The sequence below is a fragment of the Alloyangia pacifica genome, from assembly GCF_020524285.1.
GTDB lineage: Bacteria > Pseudomonadota > Alphaproteobacteria > Rhodobacterales > Rhodobacteraceae > Salipiger > Salipiger pacificus_B.
Genome location: NZ_JAIVKX010000011.1, coordinates 37,208 through 61,714, shown reverse-complemented (window position 1 = coordinate 61,714; position 24,507 = coordinate 37,208). Strand labels below are relative to the sequence as shown.

Sequence of the window (24,507 nt, the reverse complement as noted above, 5' to 3'; positions counted from 1 at the left end):
CCCCTCATGGGGCCCTTTTACGTTTCTAAAGAAGGCGTTTCGAAGAAGGCGGCGCTCAGGCGAGCGCCGCAGCCTCCTCGCAGAGGGCGTCGAGGTCTTCGGGCACCAGCGGGACACCGGGAAACTCGGACAGCGACGCCAGCGGGCAATCGCAAACGCCTTCGCGCCCGGCGGGATCGTTCATCAGATCGGCGATGCGCCCGCGGAACCCGCCGCGCTCGGCGATCAGACCCTCGAGGCGCGGTCCCATGATGTCGTGGTCGAGCCATTGCCCCAGCGAGGAATACTTGCCCAGCACGAGCCGCAGCGGATGGCCAGGCACCATGACGGCGGTAGTGAGCCGGATGTCCCGCGACGACGCGCCGACGTGCAGCGTCAACTGTCCGCCCGCAAACACCCAGTCGTTGGCGGCCTCGTGCCAATGGGCCAGCCGCCGGCGCGTCACGGCGATCTCGACCCGCTGCACTTCGCCCGGCGCCAGGTCCACCTTGGCCCATCCGCGCAGCTCGCGCTCCGGGGTGAGAAACCCGGCGGGCGTGGTCACATAGAGCTGCACCACCTCGCTGCCGAACCGCGGGCCGGTGTTGCGGACGCTGACCGAGAGCCGGAAGGCGGTCTCGTCCTCCAGCGGCATGACATTGACGGTGAGATCGTCATACGCGAAGCTGGTGTAGGACAACCCGTGACCGAAAGGATGGTCCACCTCGATCTCGCGCGCGTCGTACCAGCGGTAGCCGACGAAGGTGCGCTCGCCATGACGCGCGATCTCGTGGTCGCCCGGGAAGTCGAGGTAGCTCGGGGTGTCGGCCAGCTTCTTGGGGATCGTCTCGGACAGGCGGCCCCCCGGATTTACAGCGCCGGTCAGAACATCGGTGATCGCTTCGCCATGCGCCTGGCCGGTCAGCCAGAACTCGACGATGGCCTGCACGTCGTCGCGCCACCCCGCGGTGGTCACGGCGGCGCCATTGCACATGGCCACGACGCGCGGCGCATCGAGAACGCGCAGCGCCTCGATCAGCGCCAGTTGCTGCTCCGGCAAGTCGATGTGGCTGCGGTCGCGACCTTCGCTCTCGTAGGCCTCGGGAAGCCCCAGCAGCAGGATGACCACATCCGCCTTTGCCGCCACGTCCCGTGCCGCCGCGATAACGTCCGGCTGCGCCGGATCCTCCTGCAGCGTGTACCCCGGCGCAAAGTCCACCTCTGCCCCGGCTTGCGTCGCTGCGGCGCTCAGCACGTCGAGCGCGGTGCTGATCCGGCGCGGGTTCGCCCGCGAGCTGCCCGCGCCCTGGTAACGAGGCTTGCGCGCCAACTCGCCGATGACCGCGACCTTCAGTCCCGGGCGCAGGTCGAGCGGCAGGCTCCCATCGTTGACAAGCAGCACGGCGGAGGCGGCGGCTGCCCGGCGGACCAGCGCGTCCTGCGCCTCGGGCTCGACCGGCACGGCAGGCTTGTCGGCGGTGCGCTCCGCGAGCAGCCGCATGCGTTCGATCACCTGCGTCACCCGCAAGTCCGAGACGCGCCCTTCGGCATGCGCCTCGCGCACCCGGGTGTCCTGCGGACGGCCGGGCATGCGGACATCGACGCCGGCGTTGAAGGCGGCAACCGGCTCGTAGACACCGCCCCAGTCCGACATCACCAGCCCGTCGAAGCCCCAGTCATCGCGGAGCACCTCGCCAAGCAGCCACGGATCCTCGGAGGTATAGGTGCCGTTGATCCGGTTGTAGGAGGTCATCAGGGACCAGGCACCGGAGGTTTCGAAGGCGATCTCGAAGTTGCGCAGGTACATTTCGCGGAGCGTCCGCATGTCGATCTCGGCCGAGACACGATGCCGGTCATGCTCCTGGGTATTGGCGGCGAAGTGCTTCAGGCAGGCGGCCACGCCGGTGCTCTGGATGCCGCGGGCGGCAGCCCCGGCGAGCGTGCCGGACAGCAGCGGGTCTTCCGAATAGTATTCGAAGTTGCGGCCGCAGAGCGGGCTGCGCTTGAGGTTGAGGCCCGGCCCGAGGATCACGTCGACCCCGGCGGCCGCGGCTTCGCGTCCGAGCGCGGCGCCGACTTCCTCGATCAGCGCCTCGTCCCAGGAACAGGACAGGGTCACCGCGGGCGGGAAGCAGGTCGCCGGCAGCGACCGTTCCAGGCCAAGGTGATCGGGGTTCTCGTCGTTTTGCAGGCGCAGCCCATGCGGGCCATCCGCGAAGCGCAGCGACCGCAACCCGAGGGCCTCGACCGCGGGGGTGCTCCAGTAATCCTGACCGGTGGCAAGGGCGAGGCCCGCATCGATCGCCTCTCTGTCCGAGGCGGTGCAGGTGTCATCAGGTGTCATGTCGGGGTCTCTCGGGAGGAAGAACGGGGGTATCGGCGGGCAGCCAATGCCCTGAACCGAGCACATGCGGCAGGGCTGATCAATCTCCGGAGCCTCCGCGGAAGCGCTCTGGACGACATACGCAATCTTCTGCGCAGGCACCCCCGGCTGGGAGTATTTTGTGCTGTGCCACCGACGCAAATAGCAGCACATCCCTCCGCTTTCGCGCGACATTTTCCGCAACGACCAGTTCCAGGAGACTCACATGACCACCTACAAGCTCGCGCTGATCCCCGGTGACGGAATCGGCGTCGATGTGACCGATGCCGCGATGCAGGTAATGGGGGCGGCCGCCAGCCGCTTCGGCTTTGCGCTGGAGAGCGAGAACTTCCCGTGGTCCTGCGCGTATTACCTCGAACACGGGACGATGATGCCCGAGGACGGGATCGAGACGCTGCGCGGGTTTGATGCGATCTATCTGGGCGCGGTGGGCTGGCCCGCCACCGTGCCGGACTCGGTCTCGCTGCACGGGCTGCTGCTGCCGATCCGCAAGGCGTTCAACCAATACGCCAACATCCGCCCGCACCGGCTGCTGCCGGGCGTCGAAGGGCCGCTGAAGGCGGAAGGTTTCGACATCCTCTGCATCCGCGAGAACACCGAAGGCGAATATTCCGGCGCCGGGGGGCGCGTGCACGAGGGCAAGGACAACGAGGTGGCGGTCGAGACCTCGGTCTTCACCCGCGCCGGCGTCGAGCGGATCCTGCGCTTCGGCTTCGAGCAGGCCCGCGCGCGGCGGGGGCACCTGACCTCGGTGACCAAATCCAACGCGCAGAAATACTCGATGGTGTTCTGGAACGAGGTGACGCGCGAGCTGGCCGCCGAATACCCCGATGTCACCGTCAGCCACATGCACATCGACGCCATGGCCGCGAAGATGGTGATGGCACCGCAGGATCTGGATGTTGTGGTGGCCTCGAACCTCTTCGGCGACATCCTCACCGACCTCGGCGCGGCGATCCAGGGTGGGCTGGGCTTTGCCGCCTCGGCCAATATCAACCCGGATCGCTCGGCGCCGTCGATGTTCGAGCCGGTGCATGGCTCGGCGCCGGATATCGCCGGCAAGAACATCGCCAACCCGATCGCCGCGATCTGGTCCGGCGCGCAGATGCTCGAGCATCTCGGCGAGGCAGAGGCCTCCGCCGCCGTGCTGAGCGCCATCGAGGCGGCCACCGCCAAGGGCATCGGCATCCGCCCGGGCCTCAATACCACCGACGAGATCACCGCGGCCGTCATCGCCGCCCTGGAGGCCTGAGCCATGACCCTTCACACCGCCTTCGCCGCCGACATCCGCGACAGCCTGAGCGATCCCGACCTCTTCCGCGAGGCGGCGCTGATCGACGGGCAGTGGATCGCCCGCGATGACATGGAGGTCAGCAACCCCGCCACCGGCGGCGTGCTTGGCCACATGCCCGAATGCACTGCCGAAGAGACCACGCTGGCCATCGCCGCCGCCGAGCAGGCGATGAAGGCCTGGAAGACAAGGACCCACGCCGAGCGCGCCGATCTGCTGATGGCCTGGTACCAGTTGATGCTGGATCACGCCGACGATCTGGCGCTGATCCTCACCGCCGAGCAGGGCAAGCCGCTGGCCGAAGCCAAGGGCGAGATCCTCTACGGCGCCTCCTTCATGCGCTGGTTCGCCGAAGAGGCGCGGCGGATCAACGGCCACATCATCCCCAGCCCGGTGCCGGGCAAGAAGATCTTCGCGATGAAGGAGCCGGTGGGCGTCTGCGCGATCATCACCCCGTGGAACTTCCCCAACGCGATGATCACCCGCAAGGTGGCGCCGGGCCTCGCCGCGGGCTGCACCATGGTGATCAAGCCCTCGGACTTCACCCCCTACTCGGCGCTGGCGCTCTGCGTGCTGGCCGAGCGGGCGGGCATCCCGAAGGGCGTGCTCAACGTGCTGACCGGCCGCCCCGAGGTGATCGGCGCGACGCTCACCGCTTCTCCGGTGGTGCGCAAGCTCAGCTTCACCGGATCCACGCGCGTGGGCGCGCTGCTCGCCGAGCAATGCGCGCCGACGCTGAAGAAGATGTCGCTGGAGCTTGGCGGCAACGCGCCCTTCATCGTCTTCGACGACGCCGATCTCGACGCGGCAGTCGAAGGCGCCATGGCCAGCAAGTTCCGCAACGGCGGGCAGACCTGCGTCTGCGCCAACCGCATCCTCGTGCAATCCGGCATCCACGACCGTTTCGTCGCGGCGCTGGCGGCGAAGGTCGATGCGCTGAAGGTCGCGCCGGGCACCGAGGAAGGCGCCCACATCGGTCCGATGATCAACGCCGCCGCGATCACCAAGATCACCGCCCACGTCGAGGACGCGCTGTCGAAAGGCGCCGCCCGCGCCACCGCACCGCGTGAGCTGTCCGCGCAATTCGCCGATCCGGTGGTGCTGACCGGTGCGACGCAGGAGATGCGGCTGGCCTCCGAGGAAACCTTCGGCCCGGTCGCCCCGATCTTCAAGTTCGAGACCGAGGCAGAGGCGCTCACGATCGCCAACGGCACGCCCTTCGGGTTGGCGGCCTATTTCTACACCACCGACATGGCCCGCGCCTTCCGCTTCGGCGAGGCGCTGGAGGCGGGGCTCGTGGGGCTCAACACCGGCGCGGTGAGCCACGCCGAGGCGCCTTTCGGCGGCGTCAAGTCCTCCGGCCTCGGCCGCGAGGGCGCGCAGGAGGGCATCGAGGAGTACCTCGAAACCAAGGCGTTCCATTTCGGCGGCCTGTAAATCCCGGGCGATGCCTCTAACGCGGGCCCGCGGCAATGCCGCGGGCCCGCGTTCCGTTCTGGTTGCTCCCTTGACCCTGCGAACAGGAGACCCGCCGCGGGCCAAAGTACAACCGGTGTGAATTCATCCGTTTGCCAGCGGGCAGGTTGTCACAACCGGCTTTCCGTGACGGCGTCGAAAATGGAGACCTTGGAGGCATCGTACCACATGGTCACCCGCGCCCCTGCCGGCGGGATCGGGGACCAGTCGGACGGCAGCTTCACCGAGACCGTTGCGCCTGAGAGCTCGCCACAGAGGAGCGCATCGGCGCCCATGCTTTCGTACACGCTCACGGTCAGCGAGGCCGGACACCACCCCTCTTCCGGCTCCGGCTGGAGATGCTCGGGACGAAGCCCGAGAGTGACTTTTCGACCATCCTCAGGGCGCTCTGCAAAGGGGTAGCGGGTCACGTCCAGGTTGCCGCGGGCGGTCTTGAGATCAACCTTGCCATCGCGAAGCTGAAGCTCTCCTTCGATGAAATTCATCCCTGGCGAGCCGACAAACCCGGCGACGAACCTGTTGACCGGGCGGCGGTAGATCTCGTCCGGGCTGGCCAGTTGCTGGATCACGCCGCCCTGCATTACCGCGATACGGTTGGCGAGGGTCAGCGCCTCGACCTGGTCATGGGTGACGTAGATCATCGTCGCGCCCAGCTCCGCGTGCAGCTTCTTCAGCTCGACCCTCAGCTCGGTGCGCAGTTTTGCGTCGAGGTTCGAGAGTGGTTCGTCGAAAAGGTAGACATCGGCGTCGCGCACCAGTGCGCGCCCGATCGCGACCCTCTGGCGCTGACCGCCCGAGAGTTCCGCGGGCCTGCGCTGCATCAGCGGCTTCAACTGCAGCATGCTCGCGGCCCGGGCAACGCGCTCGCGGATCTCGGCCTTGGGATGGCGCGCCATCTCGAGCCCGAAGGACATGTTCTGTTCGACCGTCATCCGCGGGTAGAGCGCGTAGGACTGGAACACCATGCCGATGCCGCGATCCTTGGGCTCTGCCCAGGTGACATTGTTCTCGCCGATCCAGATCTGGCCGCCGGCCACGTCGGTAAGACCGGCAACCGCGTTGAGCAGCGTTGACTTGCCGCAGCCCGATGCGCCGAGCAGGACGAGGAATTCGCCAGGTTCGATCTGCAGATCGAGGTTCTGGATGACCCGGTTGGATCCGAAGGTGATATCGAGATTCTTGATGGCAACTTGCGACATGGGGGTCATCCTTTGACGGCGCCTGCGGCGATGCCGCGAACGAACCAGCGCCCGGAGAAGAAGTAGACGATCAGCGGCACCAGCGCGGTCAGGATGGTCGCGGCCATTTGGACGTTGTATTCCTGTGCGCCGCGGGCGCTGTTGACGATATTGTTGAGCTGCACGGTCATCGGCAGGTTGTCCGAGCCGGCGAAGATCAGGCCGAAGAGGAAGTCGTTCCACACGCCGGTCACCTGCAGGATCACCGCGACGACGATGATCGGCGCCGACATCGGCAGGACCACGCGCCGGAAGATCGTCCAGAACCCGCCGCCGTCGATGCGCGCCGCCTTGAACAGGTCCATCGGCAGGCTGGCGTAGTAGTTGCGGAACAGCAGCAGCATGATCGGCATGGCAAAGATCGTGTGCACCGCGACGATGCCGCCGATATTGCCGTAGAGCCCGACGCTCGAGAGGATCCGCACCAGCGGGTAGATGAACACCTGATAGGGAATGAAAAGCCCGATCAGCAGCCCGCCGAAGAGCAGTTTGCCGCCGCGCGGCCGCCAGAAGGACAGCGCGTAGCCTGTCACCGCCCCAAGCGCCACCGGCAGGGCGACCGAGGGGACGAGGATCAGCAGCGAGTTGACGAAGCCGCCCCGCAGGCCCTCGCAGGTCAGCCCGGTGCAGGCGCTTGTCCAGGCGGACTTCCAGGCCTCCAGCGAGGGCTGCGCCGGCCAGCCGAAGATCGAGCCGCTGCGGACGGCCTCCATGTCCTTGAGCGACGTTGTGACCATCACCCAGAGCGGAAAGAGGAAGGCCGCTGCGGCAGCGATGAGGCAGAGATAGAGCGCGAGGCGCCCGAGGTTCAGCCGCGCGGGCCGGGGCCCCTCGGCATGGGCGGGAAAGAGGGGGCGGCTGCTCATGTGCGGATCCTCCGCGCGCGCTGGGACTGGACGTAGGCGAGGGGGGCAAGCACGGCGATCACCGTGACCAGAAGCACCACCGACGCGGCCGTGGCGAGGCCGAGGTTCTGGCGCCCGAAGAGATAGTCCATGATGAATTTCGCGGGCAGTTCGGTCGCGTTGCCGGGGCCGCCGCTGGTCATGGCGACGACAAGGTCGTAGGACTTGATCACCGCGACCCCGAGCAGCACCACCGACGAGAAGATCGAGGGTTTCAGCAGTGGCAGGACGACCCGCAGGTAGTAGCGCGGCGCGCTTGCCCCGTCGACGCGGGCGGCCTTCCACAGATCGCCGTCGACGCCGCGCAGACCCGCCAGCATCAGCGCCATGACAAGGCCCGACGCCTGCCAGACGGCGGCGCCGGTCAGCACGTAGATCGCCCGGTCCCGGTCCACCAGCCAGTCGAAGGTGAAATTCTCGAAGCCGAGGTCCCGCACGGCCTTCTGCAGCCCGAGGCTGGGGTTCAGCACCCATTGCCAGACCAGCCCCGTGACCACGAAGGACACGGCATAGGGATAGAGAAAGATGGTGCGGAAGACGCTTTCCCCCTTCACCTTCTGATCCAGCAGCACGGCGAGCAGAAAGCCGATGATGAGGCAGCCGAGAATGAAGAGGCTGCCGTAGAGCAGCATGTTTTCAACCGACTGCACCCAGCGGTTCGAGCGGAACAGGCGCGCGTATTGGTCGAAGCCGACGAACGTGTCCACGGGGATCGACCGCGAGGCGGTGAAGGAGATGCGGGCCGTCCACAGGATCGTGCCGATATACGCGACGATCAGGATCAGCCAGCCGGGCAGCAGTGCCGTCTGGCCCTGCAGAAGTTTCAGTGGTCTTCGCATGGAAATGCTTCCGTCTTGGGCCATCCCGGTCCTGCCGGGATGGCGCTTGCGTGGCGGGCTCAGTTGAACAGCGAAGCGGTGTCCTGAAGCTCGTAGACCAGGTCTTCGGCGGTCGCCCCGCTGTCGACCCAGAAGTTCCCCAGCACGTCGCCGAAGCTGCCTGCCGCGTCTCCGGAGAGCAGCGCCGGATAGGCAGAGACGCTGCCGTGGGCCTTTTCGTGCTCGAGCGCGAGGCGCGAGCAGGCGTCGAGATTGTCGGTCGGCGCATCGGTGCGCACCGGCATCGAGCCCTTGAGTGTGTTGAACGCCACCTGCGCGTCGACCGAGGTCAGCGTTTCGGCCAGCAGCAGCTGCGCCGGGCTCGGTTCGGTGCTGCCATCCAGCGAGGGGAACAGCATGGCGTCGCCGCTGATCGCGGCCGGGGCGTCATCGAGGCTGACGGTGCAGATGACCTCCTCGCCGGGGGTCATCCCGGCCGCGGTGATCTCGCCCTTGGCCCAGTCCCCCATCAGGTAGAAGGCGGCCTCGCCGTTCATCACCATCTGGTTCGACAGGTTCCATTCGCGCCCCGGCGCACCGCTGTCGGAATAGTCCCGCAGCTTGGCGTAGATTTCCGCCGCCTGGAGCACCGCGGGATCGTCGAAGACCTCCGGGTCGAGGGAATGGAACCTGCTGAAGGCCTCTGGGCTCTGCGATGCGAGAATGAACCCGAAGGTGTTCAGATCCCAGTACCACTTGCCCGGATGCGCATATGGGATGATGCCGACCTCCTTCAGCCGGTCGCTCATCTCGAAGAGCTCGTCCCATGTCTTCGGCGGCTCGGTCTCGCCGATCGCTTCGAGCGCCTTCCGCGAGGTCCAGAGGAAGTTGTTCACGCTCATGTTGACCGGCGCGCCCCAGTAGTGGCCGTCAACCTTCACCGCGTCCAGCAGCGAGGCCGGGATGGTGTTTTCCCAGTCCATCTCGGCGGCGACGGCATCGAGGTTTGCGATCTGCCCGGTGCGGGCCATGTCCTGGTATTCGAGCACGGCGGAGGCGACAAAGGCGGCGGGCGGATCGCCGGCCTGGATGCGGGTCGACACGGCGGTGCGGGCCGCGTCGGTTCCGGCCACGGCGGCGTCTGACCAGGTGCCCCCGGCGGCCTCGAACTTCTCGGCAAGGGCGGCGACGGCCTTGGACTCGCTGGCGGACGTCCACCAGTGGATGACATCCGCCTCCTGCGCCCGCGCCGTAGTGGTTGCGACGGCCAGGACAGACGTGGTGAGCAGGGCACTGAACGTGACGCGCTTCATTGAGGATACTCCTGTTGGGTTGGGTCGTTTCTTGTGGCTGTGTCGGGGCAGCGCCGGGCGGGCCGGCGCCTCAGTAGAGCGCCTGCTCCTGCCCGCAGAAGGCGTCGACGGGCGAGCTTGCCTCGAACGCCGTGCGGCCGGTCAGCGTATCCAGCACGCTGCGCTGCATTTCCGGCAGGGTCGAATAGGCGTTCACATATGTCGGCACCCGCGGCGCATCGTAGAGGAAGTACGGGTGTCCAAAGCCGACCATCACGGTCGGGATGTCCTGCCACGGCCGCTCGGTCGCGCGACCGAAATCTCCCATCATGGTGTACCAGTCGATGTAGATGCGGCTCTTCATGAACAGGGATTCATCCGCCATCAGATACAGCACGAGGTCGATTTCCTCGGGGTTGAAGGCGCTGCCCTCGTGGGTCTCCGGATCGAAGCGGTGTACCTCGAACCCCTCAACCTCGAGCATGTCGGGCAGGTCCATCGGGCGGCGCACGTTGAACCCGAAGAGCGCGTTGCGAATGCCGTTCTCGATCACCAGAACGCGCTTGTGGGTTCGCGGCGAGATCGGCAGCGTCTTGTTCACGTCCTTGATCAGGGTGGGCGCGCGGCGGAAGGCTTCGGTGGCGACCTCGGCATCTTCCGGGCGCTTCAGCGCGGCGCGGGCGGCGGCAGGGGATCAAGGACATGGTGCGCATTTCGGACGCGCGGATGAGCGGGACGGCCTATGGCACGATTGTGCTGCACGTCTCGCCCGATGCCGCCTCGGGCGGACCGATTGCCCTTTTGCGCACCGGCGACCGCGTGCGGCTGAGCGTGAAGGACAGAATGATCGAGATGCTGGTGAGCGATGCCGAGCTCGAGGCGCGGCGCAAGGAGCATGTGCCGCAGCGCGCCAGCGCCGAGAGGGGCTACTCGCGGCTCTACGACGAGCAGATCCTGCAGGCGGAGCAGGGGTGTGACTTCGGTTTTCTCGTCGGAAAGCCCGGCGGCTAGCAGAGGGTCCGAAGATGCAACCCTGCGCTCGGCCGCGCTGGGAAATCGCAGTCGGCACGGGCGTTCGTTCGCTGTCAGTGGGTGGAGGGGCCGTCCTCCACGTCACCTGAAAGCACTGCGGTCCGCGCGCCGTCTCCTGGAGCAGGATGTGAACAGCCCCGGCCTAGCCCCGTGTATCGTGGCCGCCTTCGTCGCCCATTTTGAGCCAAGGACGTGATGATGAGCAGCAGCTTCAGCGAGGAGGTCAAGCGGGCCGGGTGCCTGATGATCACCAAGCGAGGCTACCCGGTTGACGGAGCGTCGGAGCGTCCCGGGGGCATTCCGTAGGCGCTCGGCGCGCGGAAGAAGACCTTCGCGACGGCGTCATCAGGAGAGGCGGAGAAGCACACCGAGATCCGGTGTCCGAAGGCAGAACTGGCCGACTGTCGCCGCCTGCGCGATAGGCTCGCATCTTGGCGGTCTCCACTCCAGCAGGGGGAAGAGCTATCAGCCAAGGACTCCCCTCAGCCGTATTGCGTGGAAAGCGGTGGTCATTCCGCGGTGTTTCGACCTAAAAAGCTGGTGAAATTCCGAGGAGAGCCCATGCATTACGGCGACACGCGCCCCGACATTCTGACCTTCGATCCGTTCAAGGCGATCATCGCGCCGCGCCCCATCGGCTGGATCGGCACGAGCAACGCCGAAGGCGTTCCCAACCTCGGGCCCTATTCCTTCTTCAACGCCATCGGCAACAGCCCGCACATGATCTGCTTCACCTCGGACGGGCTGAAGCACTCGGTGGTCAATGCGCGCGATCAGGGCGAGTTCACCTTCTCGCTGGCGACCGAGGCGCTGGCGCAAGAGATGAACATCTCGTCCGAAGCCATGCCCGACGGTGCCAATGAGTTCGAGAAGGCGGGGCTGACCCTCGGAACCAGCGTCGAGACCAATGCGCCCTTTGTCGCCGAAAGCCCGGCGGCGCTGGAATGCGTGACGCTTTCGGTGACCGAACTCATGGACCGGACCGGCACGCCGATCAACCGCTTCATGGTCATCGGGCAAGTGGTGCAGACCCACATCCGCGACGAATACATCACCGGCGGACGCTTCGACACGGTGAAGGCCCGGCCGATCTCGCGCATGGGCTATCGCGACTATGCCACCGTCACCGAGGCGTGGGAGCTTATCCGGCCCGACGACTGAGCCGGGGAGGGGGGAGATGGTCGAAACCGGAAGCACGCTGCGCGACTGGCAGCCAGAGCTGCGCACCCTGCGCTACTTCCTTTGCGTGGCCGAGGAAAAGAATATGACCCGCGCCTCCGAGCGGCTGCGCATTGCGCAGCCCGCGCTCAGCCGGCAGATCGCCCGGCTTGAAAGCGATCTCGGGCTCAAGGTCTTCAACCGCACCGCGCGCGGCATGGAACTGACCGAGGCGGGCGAGATCCTGCAGCGGCGGGCCTATGCGATCATGGCGCAGATCGCGCAGGCGCACCACGACGTCACCGCCCATGCCGAGCGGCCACAGGGCGTGGTGGTGGTCGGCATGCCGCCCACGCCCGGCGAATTCATCACCCCGCCGCTGCTGTCACGGGTCAAGGCCGAGTACCCAGAGATCGAGCTGCGTTTCGTCGAGGGGTTTTCCAACGCGCTCGAGCACAAGCTCTCGCAGGGCGAGATCGGGCTGGCAGTGATGCATGACGCGCCGCTGCAGGAGGACATCGTCACTACCGAGCTGCTGGTCGAGCATCTCAACGTGATCGGCCCCTGTGGCTCGCTGGACAAAGAGATCTACACGCTTGCCGAAGCGGCGGCGATGCCGCTGATCATGCCGAGCCGCCCGAATTTCCTGCGCATCCTCGTCGACAAACACGCCGACGAGATCGGCGCCGAGCTGAACATCGTGCAGCGGGTCGACGGCGTGTGGCACCTGAAATCCCTGGTCCGCCACGGCCACGGGTTCACCATCCTGACCTATGGCGGGGTGCTCTCGGAGGTGCAGAGCGGCACGCTCGAAGCCCGCCCCATCGTCAAACCGCGGATGGCCTGGACGCTCTGCACCGCCACCAAGGCCGACCAGCGCGGCAAGAAGGCGATCCAGGTGGTCGAGGCGCTGGTGCGCGACATCGTCGGCGAGCTCGTGGAGTCCGGCATCTGGCGTTGAGCCATGGCGAAAAGGAGCCATGCCGAAAAGGTATCGCGTCAATCATATAACAGTATTTGAATCATGTCTGGCGATCGCGGAGTATCGCCGCAGACGGGCCAGGAGGATGGCTCGCAACCTTGGGAGGACACATGTCTCTGAACGCATTTCTGCGGTCGTCGGCGCTTGCGCTCGCGACGGCAACCGGCCTTGCCAGCATGGCACAGGCGGACACCTACAAGTGGATCACCTTCAAGCCGCAGGGCGCGGGTGACGCGCAGGCGATCACCACGCAGTGGCTCGTCGACCAGTTCGCCGAGCGCACCGGCGGCAAGCACAGCATCGAGGTTTTCTGGGGCGGCTCGGTCGCCAAGACCCGCGAGATCCCCGAGGCGCTGGCCGCGGGCGTCGGTGATTTCGGCGACATCATCACCCCCTATTTCCCCGATCTCATGCCGCTCAACAACGCGGTGGGCTTCTTCATCCCGCAACCGATGAACACGCTCGAAGTCGGGAATTTCATGGAAGAAATGCACGCCACCTACCCGCAGTTCAGCGAGGAACTGGCGAACCAGAACATCCACGCCTTCGGCTTCCGCCCGCTCGAGGATTACGGCCTGCTCTGCACCAAGCCGGTGAAGAGCGCCGCCGACATGAAGGGCCTGCGCATCCGCTCCTACGGCTTTGCCTATCCCAAGCTGATCGAGGCGCTCGGCGCTTCGCCGGTGTCGATCGCCACCTCGGAGGCCTACGAGGCCCTGCAGCGCTCGATCATCGACTGCACGCCCATCGGCCCCGCCCTGGCCCGCGGCTGGAAGTACGACGAGGTCGCCAAGTACTACATCGAGATCCCGCTTGGCGCCTCCTTCGGGCACCTGCTGGCGATGAACCTCGACAGCTACACATCGATGGATGACGAGACGAAGGCGGTCGTCGACCAACTCGGCAAGGACTACCTCGTGGAATACGCCCGCGTGCTAGACGAGGATGCCGCCCGCGTGCGCGAGCTCTGGAAAGGCGAGCTGGGCGTCGAGGTGATCCCCTTCCCGCAGGAGGAACTGCTGGGCGTGCTCGACGACGCCGGTGTGCAGGAAGTCCGGCAGGAGTGGATCGACAAGGCCAACGCGCTTGGCGTTCCGGCCGACGAGATCGCCAAGAGCTTCGATTTCGACACACCGTCCTGACCCGGACGTGACCGGTCTCGCGCCACAGCGTACCCCGGCGCGGGACCTCCCCCTCGAAAGAGTCCCGAAAGATGCAAACCCTTGAAACCCTGCGCCGTCGCTACGGCGCACTCCTGTCGCTATGCGGCCTCGCCGCGGGCGTGCTGATTTTCGCGGTCATGCTGCTCGTCGTGGCGAACGTGGTGATGCGCTACCTGTTCAACCAGCCCGTCACCGGCACGCTGGAGCTGACCGAAAGCGCGCTGCCGCTGATCATCTTCCTGTCGCTGGCGCTGACCCAGATGCACGGCGGCCACATCAAGGTGGTGCTGCTGACCCAGCGCCTGCCGCAGAGCCTCGCGCGGGTCGCCAAGGTGCTGGCGATGCTGGCGGGCTTCGTGCTCTTCGCCTGGGCCGCCTATGCAGGCTGGCTGATGGCGGCCAAGAGCTTCGCCATTGGCGAGCTTGAACGCGGCTCGATCCGCTTCCCGATCTGGCCGATCAAATTCGCGATCTGCTTCGGTCTCGGCCTGCTGGCGATCCAGTACCTGCTCGACGGGATCTGGGTGGCGCTCGGCGGAACTCTCGACGACGACTCTGATGAGGTGATGGAATGAGCTCGCTCCTGATTGGCGGGATTGGTGTGGCCGCGCTGTTCGGCGGCATCCTGCTGGGCATCAACGTGATGGTGGTGCTGGGCCTCGTGGGCGCCTTCGGCCTTGCCTCGCTCGTCGGCTTCAAGGCCGCGACGGCAATCCTCGGCACCGTCTTCTTCGACACCACCCACAGCTTCCACTTCTCGGTCATCCCGCTGTTCCTGCTCATGGGCTTCTTCGCCATGCGCGCGGGCCTTGGCGAGGACCTCTTCGAAGCCACCACCAAGTGGCTCGGCAACCTGCGCGGCGGTCTGGCGATCTCGACGACGCTTGGCGCGGCGGCCTTCGGCGCAGCCTCCGGCTCCTCGGTGGGCACGGCGACCGTCTTCACCAAGCTGGCGCTGCCGCAGATGCTCGACCGGGGCTACGACAAGAGCCTTGCCTCGGCCTCGATCGCCATCGCCGGCACCTTGGCGGTGATGATCCCACCCTCGGCGCTGGTGGTGGTCTATGGCATTCTCACCGACAGCTCGATCGGCGCGCTGCTGATCGCGGGTTTCATCCCCGGCATCGTCTTCGCCATCGTGCTCTGCCTCGCCATATGGCTGACCGTGCTGCGCAACCCTTCGCTGGCACCGCAAGAGAGCTACAGCTTCACCCTGCGCGAGAAATTCGCCTCGCTGAAGCTGGCCGGTCCGCTGGTGCTGATCATCCTGCTGATCGTTGTGGGCCTTTACGTCGGCATCTTCACCCCGACCGAGGCGGGCGGCATCGGCGCCTTCGCCACCTTCCTGCTGGCGATCATCCGACACCGTGGGCTTGGTGGCGTGGAACTGCGCAAGACGCTGCTCGAGACCATCCAGACCTCGGCGATGATCTTCGGCATCCTGATCTGCGCGCTGGTCTTCTCGAAGTTCTTGGCCCTGTCGGGCGTGGCGAATGCGGTGGGCGGCTACCTGACCGGGCTCGACGTGAACCGCTGGGTGATCGTGCTGCTGGTCTCGCTGATCTACCTCGCGCTGGGTATGATGATGGACGCGCCCGCGCTGCTGGCCATCACCCTGCCGATCACCCACCCGGTGATGATGAACCTCGGTTTCGATCCGATCTGGTTCGGCATCTTCGTGGTGCTGCTGGTCGAGATCGGCGCGGTGACGCCGCCGGTGGGGATCAACTGCTTCGTGGTGCAATCGGCCTCCAACGGGCGAGTCTCGCTCGAGCAGGTGTTCAAGGGGCTGCTGCCCTTCGTGCTGGCGGGCTTTGCGATGCTGGTGCTGCTGTGCCTGATCCCGCAGATCGCGCTCTTCCTGCCGGAGACGATGCTATGAGCATGACCCTCGACAAACCCCTCGCGCTCTGCGGCGCGGGGGAGGGCGGCCGGGCGATCCTGCGCACCACGCTGACCTCTCCCTATGGGCGCAAGGTGCGGATGGCGGCGCAGGTGCTGGGCCTCTCGGACCGGATCGAACTGATCGCCGCCGACACCCGCGATCCCTCGGACGACCTGCGCCTGCAGAACCCGCTGGGCAAGATGCCCTGCCTGATGACCGACGGCGAGACGCTCTACGACAGCCGGGTGATCCTCGAGTTCTTCGACACGCTCGCCGAGGCGCAGGGCATTATCCCACGCGAAGGCCGCGAGCGCTTTCACTGCCTGACCCAGTCCTGCCTCGCCGACGGGGTGACCGATGCGGCGCTGCTCATGGTCTACGAGGGGCGTTTCCGCGGTGCCGAGAAGATCTCGGACGAGTGGCTCGCCCACCAGCGCGGCAAGGTGGAGCGCGGCCTCTCGGCGCTCGCCGCCCTGCCGCCGGACCCGACCCGCACCGATGCGGCGGCGATCTCTCTGGCCTGTGCACTCGGCTATCTGGACTGGCGGGCCCCCGTCATGTGGCGCGACCGCTGGCCCGAGCTTGTGACCTGGCTCGAGCGGTTCGCCGCTGCCGAACCCGCATTCGAGGCAACGGAGGCCCCGCAATGACCGACTGGCCCAAGCAGCGCCTCGCTGCGCCCGACCCCGAGACCTACACCGACCGCCAGCGCGAGATCCACGAGGCGATCGCCTCGGGCCCGCGCGGCGGGGTGCGCGGGCCGCTCGCGGTCTGGCTGCACCGCCCCGAGTTGGCCGCTAAGGCGCAGGAACTTGGCCGCTACTGCCGCTATGACAGTTCGCTCGAGCCGCGGCTGAGCGAGCTGGCGATCCTCACCATGGCCCGCCACTGGAGCGCCGAATACGAGTGGTTCGCGCACAAGCCGCCAGCACTGAAGGCCGGTCTCTCGCCGGAGTTGGTCGAGGCGCTGCGCACCAGGGCCGAACTGCCCTACGCCGACGCCGAAGAGCGCGTGACCCATCAGGTCGCCGTCTCCGTGCTGACCATCAACACCGTGTCCGATGCGCTTTACGCCGAGGCCGAAGCGGTGCTCGGCACCCAGCGGCTCGTCGATCTGGTGGGGGTCATCGGCTACTACACGCTGATCTCCGCCACGCTCAACGTGTTCCGCATTTCCCCGCCTCAGGACGCGCCGAAGGAGCTGACATGAACGATGCCCCCATCACCTGGAACCCGGACCGCAGCGCGCCCACGCTGACCCTGCCCAAGGGTGCCACCGACTGTCACGTGCATGTCTTCGGTCCGACCTCGCGTTTCCCCTACGCGCCCGAGAGCGGCTTCAAGCCAGGCGACGCGCCCAAGGAAGAGCTTTTCGCGCTGCATGACATGCTGGGCATCGACCGCTGCGTGATCGTCCAGTCCGGCTGCCACGGCCATGACAACTCGGTGGTGGCCGACGCCATGGCGGCGCGTCCGGGGCGGTACCTCGGCATCGCGCTCGCCTCACCCGAGATCTCGGGCGCGGAGATCGCCGAGATGCATGCGCAAGGCTTTCGCGGCGTGCGCTTCAACTACATGTCCCACCTCGCACCCGGAGCCACCCACGACCAACTGCGCGCGCTGGCGCCACGGCTGGCAGGGCACGGCTGGCAACTGCTGATCCATATGGAGGCAAAGCTGATCGCCGAGCTTGCGCCCGTGCTGGCCGAACTGCCGTGCCCGGTGGTCATCGACCACATGGGCCGGATCGACGCCAGCCTCGGCATGGATCAGGCGCCGTTCCAAGAGTTGATCCGGCTGGGCGAGAAGGACCACATCTGGCTCAAGGTCTCGGGCTCCGAGCGCTGCTCGGTGCAAGAGCCGCCCTATGCCGATGCCACGCCCTTTGCAGCGAGGCTGGTCGAGCTCTACCCCGAGCGCACCATCTGGGGCACCGACTGGCCGCACCCGAACTTCCGCGCCGCGCCGCCGGACGACGGTGTGTTGGTCGACACGCTGAAGGTGATCGCCCCCACCGAAGAGGCGCTCCAACGTCTGCTGGTGGACAACCCCGCGAAGCTCTACGATTTCGGAGACCTCGCATGACCCGGCGGCTCGAAGGCAAGGTTGCCATCATCACCGGCGCGGGCTGTGTCGGGCCGGGCTGGGGCAACGGCCGTGCCGCCTGCGTGCGCTTCGCCGAGGAGGGCGCGAAGATCTTCGCCGTCGACCTGCGCGCCGACACGATGGAAGAGACCCTGAGCCGCACCCGTGACGCGGGCGGTGAAGTGGAAGCCTACCTCTGCGACGTGACCGACCGTGCCAGCGTTGAGGCTATGGTGGCGGCCTGCATCGCCCGCTTTGGCAGGGTCGACATTCTGGTCAACAACGTCGGCGGCTCGTTCAAGGGCGGCGCGGCGCAGCTCTCGGAAGAGGACTGGGACCGGCAGATGGACTTCAACCTGAAATCCGTCTTCCTGACCTGCAAATCCGTACTGCCGCATATGGAGGCGCAGGGCTCGGGCGCGATCGTCAACACCTCTTCGACCTCCGGCACCCGCTGGACCGGCGCGGCGCAGGTCGCCTATGCCTCGTCGAAGGCGGCGGTGATCCAGTTCGGCAAGGTCACGGCGGTGGAATACGCGGCCAAGGGCGTGCGCGTGAACACCGTGGTTCCCGGGCAGCTGCACACGCCGATGGTCGAGGCGCGGTTGGCGGGCCAGCGCGCGGGCGGCGACGTGGATGCGCTGCTGGCGCAGCGGCTCGGGCGTATCCCGATGGGCTGGATGGGGGACGGGCGCGACACCGCGAACGCGGCGCTCTTTCTCGCTTCCGACGAGGCGCGCTTCATCACCGGCACCGAAATCGTCGTCGACGGCGGCATGTCGGTACGCTGCGACTGAAGGGCGGCACGCTCGAACGCCTGCGGGTGATGACACCACCCACGTGCTGGCGGGTCCGTTTGCGGCCCACCAGCTTGGCTTTCTGGGCGCGGATGTCATCAAGCTCGAGGAGCCGAACGACCCTGTTCAGGCGCGCATGCAGGGCAGTGACTCGGCGCTGACCGGCACCGAGGTGAGCGGCCCGCTTAAATGCGGCACGCCGGTGATCGACCATGCCACCGGCACCACCGCCGCCTTTGCCATCACCGCCGCGCTGCTGCAGCGCACGCGCACGGGGCGGAGTTGAAGGCTGGCTAAAGCACACCGCGCGCGCCTGCGCCGCGAACGCAGTCCAGGCGCACGCGCAAATTATCGAGGCTGCGCCGGAAGGGTGGGCCTCCGCAGCGCATTTTGCCGTCTCTCAAACCTCCGAGGATCCCAGCGGGTGCATCAGCCGGTTCGCCCAGCCGAAGATCGCGATTGAATGGATCAGGTCGACGATCTCGAACGGCTCCATGCCGCAGGCCTTCAGCCGCGCGATATGCGCCGTGGTCGCGGTCGGCGGGGTCGCGGTGAGGGCCTCGGCCAAGTCGAGGATTGCCCGGTCGCGCTCGGCCAGCGCCTCGGGGCGGACGGTCCAGAGCGCGGCGATCACCGCCGAGGAGCCCGAGAGCTTGTGGTGCTGGTAGGCGTGCACCTTGGCGCAGTACTGGCAGCCATTGAGCAGCGAAGCGCCGAGCGCGCCTAGCTCGCGGTCCTGGCGCACGAGGCCGCCCTCGGCGTACATGATGGCGTTGAACAACATGGTGCGGGCCACGTAGCTCTCGGGGTCATGCGCCAGCGTCCGCACGTAGGGCGAGACCTTCTTGGCCGAGGGGGTGACCTTCATCGCCTCGAGCTGGGCGGGCGTCGCCTTCTCGACCTCGACGGGGGGCATGTGGGGCGCCCATTTGAGCGCCTTGAGGCGGATACGGGGCAGCGGGGTGTGTCCGTCATCAAATTATTTGGGACCCGGAATGCTTTGCCGGTCAGGCGCATCGGTTCTTGTCAGTCCACGAGCAAACCGCCGCTTTGTTTCGTCCCAAGCGCCACTGTCTTTCGGCACGCTCCTATCGCTATGCCCGAAACGATGCATTCGATCTTTGGACCCGATATGCACACGAGTTGACTGCTTGAAATAGACGCAAAGCTCCGTTCTTGCGCGCCGTCGAAAACAACCTGACAAAGCCCTCGTTCCATATTTCAGCGTTATCGGTCGCTGCAGACCCGCGAAAGCCGTCCAAATTCTTTGCCACACATCGGCTCATCGCAAACTTTCCTGCTATTGTTTAAGCCAAATCCACCCTTCGCATCGCTGGTCAGAGCTTCCTTCTATGGCCGACAGAGCCAAGAACTATTGGCCCGCGAAGGCCCTAAACGGGATGCTACGGGTGACAAACAATAGGTCTCCCCATGCTCGAAGCACATGTCGCCACGCGGGAAAACGCCGTCGCAGAACCGCTTGATGCACTGATCGAGCTGGCGGCGCTGCCGCTGGCCCACTGCCCGGCAGAGGCCCTCGCGCTGGCCCGCGTTTCGCTGGTCGACTGGCTGATCTGCGGCATCGCCGGGGCGTCCGAGCCCGTGGCCACGAAGATACGCAGCTTTGCCGCGTCGGAGGGGCAGGCGTCCGCCGAGGTTTCGGTCTTCGGCGGCAGCCATGCGCCGGCGCGTACGGCGGCGATGGTCAATGGCACCATCTCGCATGCGCTGGACTACGACGATACACATTTTGACCACGTCGGTCACCTTTCGGTCGGCATCTACCCCGCGGCGCTGGCCATGGCAGAGGCGCAGGATGCCTCGGCGGAGGAGCTTGTCACAGCGTTTCTCGTCGGGGCCGAAGGCGCGATACGTCTTGGCCGAGTCCTTGGCTTGGCGCATTACAATCGCGGCTTTCATCAGACGGCGACGGCTGGGGCTTTTGGCGCGACGCTCGCAGCGGGACGCATCGCGAAGCTCGACAATGCGCAGATGCGCGCGGCGCTCGGGCTCTGCGCGACACGGGCGTCGGGGCTCAAGAACCAATTTGGCACCATGGGAAAACCGCTAAACGCGGGCATTGCGGCGTCCAATGGCGTCGAGGCCGTACAGCTCGCCGCCCTGGGGCTGAGTTCGCCGGACGATGGCGTTTTCGGGCAGCAGGGGTTCGTCGAGACTCATGCCGACGCGCCGGAGCCGTTCATCTACGGATTGTCCGACATTAGGTTCATGGACAACCGCTACAAGTTCCACGCCTGCTGCCACGGCCTGCACGCGATGATCGAGGGGCTGCGCGCGATTGCCGGGCAGGTCGATATCGAGCAGGTCGAGAGGCTGCAGGTCAGGACCAACCCGCGCTGGCTCAAGGTCTGCGACCTGAAGGCACCGCGCACCGGGCTCGAGGTGAAGTTCAGTTATGTCTGGCTGGCGGGGATGGTGCTGAGTGGGCTCGAGACCGGTGAGGGAGGGCTCTACACAGATGCCCTCGCGGCCGATCCCATATTGGCAGCCTTCGCACGGAAGGTGGAGGTCACGGGCGACGCCACGCTCAGTGATCAGCAGGGCGCGGGCACGCTGGTTCTGCGAGACGGAACCCAGCTCACCTACAGGCATGACCTCGCCGCGCCCGTGCCTCCGGCCGAGCTGATGCAGCGCGTTGCTGGCAAAGCCCGGACGGTGCTCGGTGTGCGCGCCGCGCCGCTGCTGGTCATGGCGGAACGGGTCGATGCCGACCCGCGTAGCGTTTCCGCCCGCGACATTGGCGCGCTGATCCGCGCGTGAAGCTGGGGCATCAAACCAGACTGGCCTCCCAGATGCCGCGTTGGACCAATTCGCGCGCGACGTCGAGCGTGACCTGTTCTACCGCGCGGCAGGCCCGCGTCATGACCCGGGCCGGGTTCGACACGAGGTAGACCGGGCGCATCATCGTGGGGGCAATGATCGGGGCGCGCAGCAGCTCGCCTCGTTTGACGAAGTCCTGCGCGGCGACGGGGGCAAAAATCGTGTAACCCGAGCCGCGCGCGACCAACTCCTTGATCTGAGTCATCGCGTCCATTTCGACCACCACGTTCAGCTTAATCCCGTGCTTGCTGCAATAACCCTCGATCATATTGCGCAGCCCGTTCGACGTGAGGATCATATCGAGCGGTTGCAGTTCGGCCAGTGGCACCGGCGTGCCGGGCGGGGTATCGAGGGGCCAGGCGTCGGGGGCCGAATAGAAGAACAGTTCCTCGTCCATCACATGTGTCGCCCGCAAATGCCCGGCATCGGTCAGGTCATAGAGAAACCCGATGTCCACCGTACCATCCTCGATCCAGGTCTTCAGATAACCGCTCATCGCCTCGACCGCGCGCAGGCGCACCTCGGGCAGCTCCAGCCGGACCGTTTCGGCCAGCGGCACCGACATGACCATCGAACATGACGGGGGCATGCCAAAACCCACCCGTCCGCGGACCACGCCGCCGAGCTCTCGCATGTCGTCGATGCAGCGGTCGAGGCTATCGCATATCTTCCGCGCGTGCTCGACGAAGACATGACCCTCCTGCGTCAGCAGCGTGCCGCGCGGCGAGCGGTCCATCAGCTTGACACCCAGTTCCTCCTCCATGCGCTGGATGTGCTGCGACAGCGAGGGCTGAGCAACCCCGATGCTGTGCGCCGCCGCCGAAATCGACGGCGCATCGGCGATGGCGAGAAAATAGCGTAGCTGTCTGATGTCGATCATCCGCCGAACTCGATCACTTGGCGGATGGCGGTGCCCTGGTCGAGCTGGTCCATCGCGCGATTGATGTCGCGCAGTCTCAGTCGGTGCGTCAGCATTTTCTCGACCGGTAGCTTATCCTGCGCGTGCAAAGAGAACATGCGAGGCAAGTCTCTTTGCGGCACGCAGGAACCGATGTAACTGCCCTTGAGTGTGCGTTCTTCGGCCACCAGTTGAAGCGCGTTGAGGGACATGCGGGCGTCGGGGTGGGGCAGGCCGGCGGTGACGGTCGTGCCACCGCGGCAGGTGCAGCCCCAGGCGGTCTCCAGCGCTTTGGTCGAACCGGCAAGCTCGATCGCCACATCGACGCCGCCGCCCGTGGCGTCGCGCACAGCTTCAATTGTGTGTTCGTCGGCCCTCACCATTCGGGTCGCGCCCATCTCAACCGCGGTCTGCATCTTCGTCTCAAACGGATCAATGGCGATGATCTCGCCCGCGCCGGCTGCCACCGCGCCGAGGATGGCTGACAGGCCGACACCGCCCAGCCCGAAGACCGCGACCTTCGAGCCGGGCATCACCCGCGCGGTGTTGAACACGGCACCCGCGCCGGTGAGCATGGCGCAGGAAAACAGCGCCGAGATATGCGGCGGCAGGTTGGCCTCGACCTTGACCAGCGACTGCCGTGCAAGGACCGCATGGGTTGCAAAGGCCGAGACCCCGACATGGTGATTCACCGCTGCGCCCTCCATCGACAGGCGGCGGTGCCCGGTCATCAGCTCGCCCACGCCATGGTGCTTCGCGGCGCGGGTGCAGAGCGCCGGGCGCCCCTCGGCGCAGGGCAGGCAGCTGCCGCAGCCCGGGGCGAAGATGCACACCACGTGGTCCCCGGGGGCAAGATCGCCGACGCCTTCGCCCACCTCCTCGACGTAGCCCGAGGCCTCATGTCCCAGCACCATCGGCACCGGGCGCGGCCGCGTGCCGTTGATCACCGACAGGTCGGAATGGCACACGCCCGCCGCGGCGACGCGGATTCGCACCTCGCCCGGCCCGGGCGCAGCGAGGTCGAGCTCGCGCACCTCCAGCGCATTCGCGGCCTCGAAATCGCGCTCCACCCCCCCGTGCAAGAGCACGGCAGCTTCGATCTTCATCCTTCTCTCCTCCCATAGGCCAGAGCGGCTCCTCTGATGCTCAGGCTAAGGCTTCGGGCGAGGGTCGAAACACCTTTCCCTAGGGGCATAGCTTAAACCTATGACCGGAATTGCGCCAACGTATTGGCGGCGGTTCACGCTCTGACCCTACGCTCCATCACATCTCGGGCTCTGGGAGGAAGCTATGAGGACTCAATCAAAAGTAGAGAGCGTAAGCGACGGCGCATGGATGAAAGGCCTTGGTCTGGTCGTTGCCGGGCTCGCGCTGACGTTCTCGATGCAGACCGCGTCGGCGCAGGACTGGACGCAAAGTCAGTGGGGCGCCGATGACGAACTCGGCGCGGCGAACCTGATGACCCCCGAGCGGGTGAAGATGGCCGCCGAGTTGGTCACCGAGGGCAAGGTCTACAGCCTTGGCATGATCGTCGGAGCGGACACGCCGGCCTTTCCGCCGCGCAGCCTGTCGCTGACGGTGCTGCAGCCGGGTCAGAACGGTAATTCGGGCCTTGGTGAGAACAACTTCACCTATAACGACGACATTTTCATGGGTTGGCTCGGCATCGGGCCGCAGATCGACGGGCTCGGTCATGCCGGGGTCGATCATGTCTATTACGGCGGCCGGACCTATGGCGACTTCGCTCCGGCCTCGGGCCTCACCGAACTGGGGCTCGAAAAGCTGCCTGGTCTCGTCGGCCGCGGCGTGCTGCTCGATATGGCGGCCTACTACGGCACCGACATGGTCGAGGAGGGCACGGCCTACACCAAGGAGGACATCGAGGCCGCGGCGGACGCGCAGGGCGTCGAACTGCGCGAAGGGGATGTGGTCCTGTTCAACTCGAACTGGATGGACCTGCTCGATGGCGACGCGCCGGATCCGGAACGCTTCGGCGCGGTCGAGCCCGGCGTCGGAGTGAGCGGGGCGGAGTACCTGGCCGAGATCGGTGTCATGGCCGTGGGCGCCGACACCTGGGGCATGGAGGTGGTCCCAGCGGAAACCGAAGGACAGGCTTTCCGCGCACACCAGATTCTGCAGCCCGAACACGGCATCTACATCCTCGAGAACATGGACACCCGCGCGCTCGCCGAGGACGGCGTGCACGAGTTCCTGTTCGTGCTTGGACAGGCCCGACTGCAGGGCGCCGTGCAGATGATCATCAACCCGATCGCAATTCGCTGAT

General features: G+C 66.4%; 24 protein-coding genes. 15 read left to right on the top strand and 9 right to left on the bottom strand.

What is annotated here, in order from left to right:
- Positions 1-55: 55 nt before the first annotated feature.
- On the bottom strand, positions 56-2,323 hold the full coding sequence (locus LC039_RS16105) for a glycoside hydrolase family 3 C-terminal domain-containing protein (RefSeq protein ID WP_226626295.1): 2,268 nt from the start codon (positions 2,321-2,323) through the stop codon (positions 56-58).
- A 244-nt stretch (positions 2,324-2,567) separates the two neighbouring features.
- Here LC039_RS16105 and LC039_RS16100 point away from each other — a divergent pair, with 244 nt between their 5' ends.
- Positions 2,568-3,614, top strand: coding sequence for a tartrate dehydrogenase (locus LC039_RS16100; RefSeq protein WP_226626293.1), 1,047 nt, complete (start codon positions 2,568-2,570; stop codon positions 3,612-3,614).
- Between the two features lie 3 nt (positions 3,615-3,617).
- Positions 3,618-5,090, top strand: coding sequence for an NAD-dependent succinate-semialdehyde dehydrogenase (locus LC039_RS16095; RefSeq protein WP_226626291.1), 1,473 nt, complete (start codon positions 3,618-3,620; stop codon positions 5,088-5,090).
- A 149-nt stretch (positions 5,091-5,239) separates the two neighbouring features.
- Here the strand turns inward: LC039_RS16095 and LC039_RS16090 are convergent, their stop codons facing one another.
- The 5 genes from LC039_RS16090 to LC039_RS16070 all read right to left on the bottom strand — a co-directional run bounded on the left by LC039_RS16090 (position 5,240) and on the right by LC039_RS16070 (position 9,983).
- Entirely contained in the window at positions 5,240-6,337 is a 1,098-nt protein-coding gene (locus tag LC039_RS16090) for an ABC transporter ATP-binding protein (protein ID WP_226626289.1), read from the bottom strand.
- Entirely contained in the window at positions 6,334-7,233 is a 900-nt protein-coding gene (locus LC039_RS16085) for a carbohydrate ABC transporter permease (RefSeq protein ID WP_226626287.1), read from the bottom strand. The genes LC039_RS16090 and LC039_RS16085 overlap by 4 nt, the downstream gene beginning before the upstream one ends.
- Entirely contained in the window at positions 7,230-8,111 is an 882-nt protein-coding gene (locus LC039_RS16080) for a carbohydrate ABC transporter permease (RefSeq protein WP_226626285.1), read from the bottom strand. The genes LC039_RS16085 and LC039_RS16080 overlap by 4 nt, the downstream gene beginning before the upstream one ends.
- Positions 8,112-8,170: 59 nt before the next feature.
- Positions 8,171-9,403, bottom strand: coding sequence for an ABC transporter substrate-binding protein (locus LC039_RS16075; protein ID WP_226626283.1), 1,233 nt, complete (start codon positions 9,401-9,403; stop codon positions 8,171-8,173).
- 70 nt (positions 9,404-9,473) lie between these two features.
- Positions 9,474-9,983 (bottom strand): hypothetical protein, encoded by a 510-nt coding sequence (locus tag LC039_RS16070; protein ID WP_226626281.1) that lies wholly within the window; start codon positions 9,981-9,983, stop codon positions 9,474-9,476.
- Positions 9,984-10,075: 92 nt separating this feature from the next.
- Between LC039_RS16070 and LC039_RS16065 the strand changes: the two genes are divergently transcribed.
- The 11 genes from LC039_RS16065 to LC039_RS26980 all read left to right on the top strand — a co-directional run bounded on the left by LC039_RS16065 (position 10,076) and on the right by LC039_RS26980 (position 18,770).
- Positions 10,076-10,393: a dihydroxy-acid dehydratase gene (locus LC039_RS16065; protein ID WP_319003726.1), complete on the top strand. Its 318-nt coding sequence runs from the start codon at positions 10,076-10,078 to the stop codon at positions 10,391-10,393.
- 582 nt (positions 10,394-10,975) lie between these two features.
- Positions 10,976-11,575: a flavin reductase family protein gene (locus LC039_RS16060; protein ID WP_226626277.1), complete on the top strand. Its 600-nt coding sequence runs from the start codon at positions 10,976-10,978 to the stop codon at positions 11,573-11,575.
- Positions 11,576-11,591: 16 nt separating this feature from the next.
- Entirely contained in the window at positions 11,592-12,533 is a 942-nt protein-coding gene (locus LC039_RS16055; protein ID WP_226626274.1) for a LysR family transcriptional regulator, read from the top strand.
- Positions 12,534-12,664: 131 nt separating this feature from the next.
- Positions 12,665-13,696: a TRAP transporter substrate-binding protein DctP gene (gene dctP, locus LC039_RS16050; RefSeq protein WP_226626272.1), complete on the top strand. Its 1,032-nt coding sequence runs from the start codon at positions 12,665-12,667 to the stop codon at positions 13,694-13,696.
- Between the two features lie 71 nt (positions 13,697-13,767).
- Positions 13,768-14,292, top strand: a complete 525-nt coding sequence (locus LC039_RS16045) for a TRAP transporter small permease subunit (RefSeq protein ID WP_226626270.1) — start codon at positions 13,768-13,770, stop codon at positions 14,290-14,292.
- Positions 14,289-15,599 carry a TRAP transporter large permease gene (locus LC039_RS16040; protein ID WP_226626267.1) on the top strand — a complete coding sequence of 437 codons (1,311 nt, stop codon included), beginning with the start codon at positions 14,289-14,291 and terminating at the stop codon, positions 15,597-15,599. The genes LC039_RS16045 and LC039_RS16040 overlap by 4 nt, the downstream gene beginning before the upstream one ends.
- The gene (locus LC039_RS16035) at positions 15,596-16,252 is read left to right on the top strand and encodes a glutathione S-transferase N-terminal domain-containing protein (RefSeq protein WP_226626264.1); all 657 of its coding nucleotides are present in this window, start codon (positions 15,596-15,598) and stop codon (positions 16,250-16,252) included. The genes LC039_RS16040 and LC039_RS16035 overlap by 4 nt, the downstream gene beginning before the upstream one ends.
- Positions 16,249-16,812: a carboxymuconolactone decarboxylase family protein gene (locus tag LC039_RS16030; RefSeq protein WP_226626261.1), complete on the top strand. Its 564-nt coding sequence runs from the start codon at positions 16,249-16,251 to the stop codon at positions 16,810-16,812. The genes LC039_RS16035 and LC039_RS16030 overlap by 4 nt, the downstream gene beginning before the upstream one ends.
- The gene (locus LC039_RS16025; protein ID WP_226626258.1) at positions 16,809-17,687 is read left to right on the top strand and encodes an amidohydrolase family protein; all 879 of its coding nucleotides are present in this window, start codon (positions 16,809-16,811) and stop codon (positions 17,685-17,687) included. The genes LC039_RS16030 and LC039_RS16025 overlap by 4 nt, the downstream gene beginning before the upstream one ends.
- Complete coding sequence (locus LC039_RS16020; protein WP_226626256.1) at positions 17,684-18,484, top strand: SDR family NAD(P)-dependent oxidoreductase; 801 nt, start codon at positions 17,684-17,686, stop codon at positions 18,482-18,484. The genes LC039_RS16025 and LC039_RS16020 overlap by 4 nt, the downstream gene beginning before the upstream one ends.
- Positions 18,485-18,527: 43 nt before the next feature.
- Positions 18,528-18,770, top strand: coding sequence for a CoA transferase (locus tag LC039_RS26980; protein ID WP_226626254.1), 243 nt, complete (start codon positions 18,528-18,530; stop codon positions 18,768-18,770).
- A 114-nt stretch (positions 18,771-18,884) separates the two neighbouring features.
- Here LC039_RS26980 and LC039_RS16010 read toward each other — a convergent pair whose 3' ends face one another.
- Positions 18,885-19,400 carry a peroxidase-related enzyme gene (locus tag LC039_RS16010; RefSeq protein WP_226626251.1) on the bottom strand — a complete coding sequence of 172 codons (516 nt, stop codon included), beginning with the start codon at positions 19,398-19,400 and terminating at the stop codon, positions 18,885-18,887.
- Positions 19,401-19,915: 515 nt separating this feature from the next.
- Between LC039_RS16010 and LC039_RS16000 the strand changes: the two genes are divergently transcribed.
- Complete coding sequence (locus LC039_RS16000) at positions 19,916-21,265, top strand: MmgE/PrpD family protein (RefSeq protein ID WP_226626249.1); 1,350 nt, start codon at positions 19,916-19,918, stop codon at positions 21,263-21,265.
- A gap of 10 nt (positions 21,266-21,275) precedes the next feature.
- On the opposite strand, the gene LC039_RS15995 is transcribed toward LC039_RS16000, so the two are convergent.
- Together LC039_RS15995 and LC039_RS15990 are read right to left on the bottom strand one after the other, a co-directional pair.
- Positions 21,276-22,205 carry a LysR family transcriptional regulator gene (locus tag LC039_RS15995; RefSeq protein ID WP_226626247.1) on the bottom strand — a complete coding sequence of 310 codons (930 nt, stop codon included), beginning with the start codon at positions 22,203-22,205 and terminating at the stop codon, positions 21,276-21,278.
- Positions 22,202-23,329 (bottom strand): zinc-dependent alcohol dehydrogenase family protein, encoded by a 1,128-nt coding sequence (locus LC039_RS15990; protein WP_226626246.1) that lies wholly within the window; start codon positions 23,327-23,329, stop codon positions 22,202-22,204. Before LC039_RS15990 ends, LC039_RS15995 begins: the two co-directional genes overlap by 4 nt.
- A 229-nt stretch (positions 23,330-23,558) precedes the next feature.
- Here LC039_RS15990 and LC039_RS15985 point away from each other — a divergent pair, with 229 nt between their 5' ends.
- Complete coding sequence (locus LC039_RS15985; protein ID WP_226626244.1) at positions 23,559-24,506, top strand: cyclase family protein; 948 nt, start codon at positions 23,559-23,561, stop codon at positions 24,504-24,506.
- Position 24,507 lies beyond the last annotated feature (1 nt).

What these genes read in the sequence shown, in the direction of transcription:
- LC039_RS16105 (WP_226626295.1), bottom strand. Translation starts at nt 2,323, where the DNA reads ATGACACCTGATGACACCTGCACCGCCTCGGACAGAGAGGCGATCGAT.
- LC039_RS16100 (WP_226626293.1), top strand. Translation starts at nt 2,568, where the DNA reads ATGACCACCTACAAGCTCGCGCTGATCCCCGGTGACGGAATCGGCGTC.
- LC039_RS16095 (WP_226626291.1), top strand. Translation starts at nt 3,618, where the DNA reads ATGACCCTTCACACCGCCTTCGCCGCCGACATCCGCGACAGCCTGAGC.
- LC039_RS16090 (WP_226626289.1), bottom strand. Translation starts at nt 6,337, where the DNA reads ATGACCCCCATGTCGCAAGTTGCCATCAAGAATCTCGATATCACCTTC.
- LC039_RS16085 (WP_226626287.1), bottom strand. Translation starts at nt 7,233, where the DNA reads ATGAGCAGCCGCCCCCTCTTTCCCGCCCATGCCGAGGGGCCCCGGCCC.
- LC039_RS16080 (WP_226626285.1), bottom strand. Translation starts at nt 8,111, where the DNA reads ATGCGAAGACCACTGAAACTTCTGCAGGGCCAGACGGCACTGCTGCCC.
- LC039_RS16075 (WP_226626283.1), bottom strand. Translation starts at nt 9,403, where the DNA reads ATGAAGCGCGTCACGTTCAGTGCCCTGCTCACCACGTCTGTCCTGGCC.
- LC039_RS16060 (WP_226626277.1), top strand. Translation starts at nt 10,976, where the DNA reads ATGCATTACGGCGACACGCGCCCCGACATTCTGACCTTCGATCCGTTC.
- LC039_RS16055 (WP_226626274.1), top strand. Translation starts at nt 11,592, where the DNA reads ATGGTCGAAACCGGAAGCACGCTGCGCGACTGGCAGCCAGAGCTGCGC.
- dctP (WP_226626272.1), top strand. Translation starts at nt 12,665, where the DNA reads ATGTCTCTGAACGCATTTCTGCGGTCGTCGGCGCTTGCGCTCGCGACG.
- LC039_RS16045 (WP_226626270.1), top strand. Translation starts at nt 13,768, where the DNA reads ATGCAAACCCTTGAAACCCTGCGCCGTCGCTACGGCGCACTCCTGTCG.
- LC039_RS16040 (WP_226626267.1), top strand. Translation starts at nt 14,289, where the DNA reads ATGAGCTCGCTCCTGATTGGCGGGATTGGTGTGGCCGCGCTGTTCGGC.
- LC039_RS16035 (WP_226626264.1), top strand. Translation starts at nt 15,596, where the DNA reads ATGAGCATGACCCTCGACAAACCCCTCGCGCTCTGCGGCGCGGGGGAG.
- LC039_RS16030 (WP_226626261.1), top strand. Translation starts at nt 16,249, where the DNA reads ATGACCGACTGGCCCAAGCAGCGCCTCGCTGCGCCCGACCCCGAGACC.
- LC039_RS16025 (WP_226626258.1), top strand. Translation starts at nt 16,809, where the DNA reads ATGAACGATGCCCCCATCACCTGGAACCCGGACCGCAGCGCGCCCACG.
- LC039_RS16020 (WP_226626256.1), top strand. Translation starts at nt 17,684, where the DNA reads ATGACCCGGCGGCTCGAAGGCAAGGTTGCCATCATCACCGGCGCGGGC.
- LC039_RS16010 (WP_226626251.1), bottom strand. Translation starts at nt 19,400, where the DNA reads ATGCCCCCCGTCGAGGTCGAGAAGGCGACGCCCGCCCAGCTCGAGGCG.
- LC039_RS16000 (WP_226626249.1), top strand. Translation starts at nt 19,916, where the DNA reads ATGCTCGAAGCACATGTCGCCACGCGGGAAAACGCCGTCGCAGAACCG.
- LC039_RS15995 (WP_226626247.1), bottom strand. Translation starts at nt 22,205, where the DNA reads ATGATCGACATCAGACAGCTACGCTATTTTCTCGCCATCGCCGATGCG.
- LC039_RS15990 (WP_226626246.1), bottom strand. Translation starts at nt 23,329, where the DNA reads ATGAAGATCGAAGCTGCCGTGCTCTTGCACGGGGGGGTGGAGCGCGAT.
- LC039_RS15985 (WP_226626244.1), top strand. Translation starts at nt 23,559, where the DNA reads ATGAAAGGCCTTGGTCTGGTCGTTGCCGGGCTCGCGCTGACGTTCTCG.